The 795-nt window shown below is 72.8% G+C and carries 1 protein-coding gene; it reads right to left on the bottom strand.

From position 1 onward, the window contains the following. Positions 1 to 780: Wzz/FepE/Etk N-terminal domain-containing protein (locus B9S61_RS00925; RefSeq protein WP_258039490.1), on the bottom strand; the 780-nt coding region annotated here is incomplete at its 3' end. Between the last annotated feature and the right edge of the window lie 15 nt (positions 781 to 795).

The raw sequence follows: 795 nt of genomic DNA, 5'->3' as shown, positions 1-795 counted from the left end.
GATCGCCGCGTTGGTGCCGGCGGTCCTGGGCAGGGAGTGCCGCACCACGCGCGCCGCGTCCACGATCTGGGTGGCGGCGGCGAGTTGGGGCGTCCCGACGCGTGCCTCGGCGGCGCGCTCCCCGAAGTCGGAGATGCGTGAGGTGAGTTCGGCCCGGCGGGCGAAGAGCGACTCCATGTTCGCCGAGTCCTCCGGATCGCCCTGCGGGTCGCCCTGCGACGGTGATCCGTCGGGTCCGTCTCCGATCGCCTCGTTGACCTGGGCGAGTTCCTCCCGCATGCGTTCACGCTGTGCGAGCAGGGACCTGGCCTCGGCGTCCGCGGCCTCCTCCATCCGCCGCACATGGTCCGCGACGAACGCGCCGGCCAGCGCCTCGGCGCGGGCCACGGCTTCCGTGTCGCTGTCACCGGTCACCGTGATCTGCAGCAGGTTGTTGGTCAGACCCCGGCCTTCGTAGTCCTCCATGAAGTCCTCGGGCCTGTCCGGGGACTCCAGCGACCGCAGGGCCGCACCGGCGATCCGTGTGGTGTGCAGCAGCGCGGCGTCGGTACGGATCAGCGTGCCGGGATCGTTCGGCTGGTCCTGCTGGTGCGCGACCAGCACCTTGGTCACCGCGGTCGGTGGCGGCGGCAGCACGACCGCCACCGTCGCGCCGAGGACCAGCCCCAGCAGTGCCAGGGAGCACCAGAGACGGCGTCGCCTGCGTACCGCCACCACCAGCGCCTGGAGGTCCACCAGGGGGGCGGCGGACGGAGCCTCCGCCGTCGCGGGCGTCGTCATGCCGGACCTCCCGTC

It is taken from the genome of Streptomyces sp. SM1 (assembly GCF_002910825.1).
GTDB classification, from domain to species: Bacteria; Actinomycetota; Actinomycetes; order Streptomycetales; family Streptomycetaceae; genus Streptomyces; species Streptomyces okerensis.
Note: the sequence above shows the minus strand (reverse complement) of the source record. Positions and strands in the feature narration are given on the sequence as shown.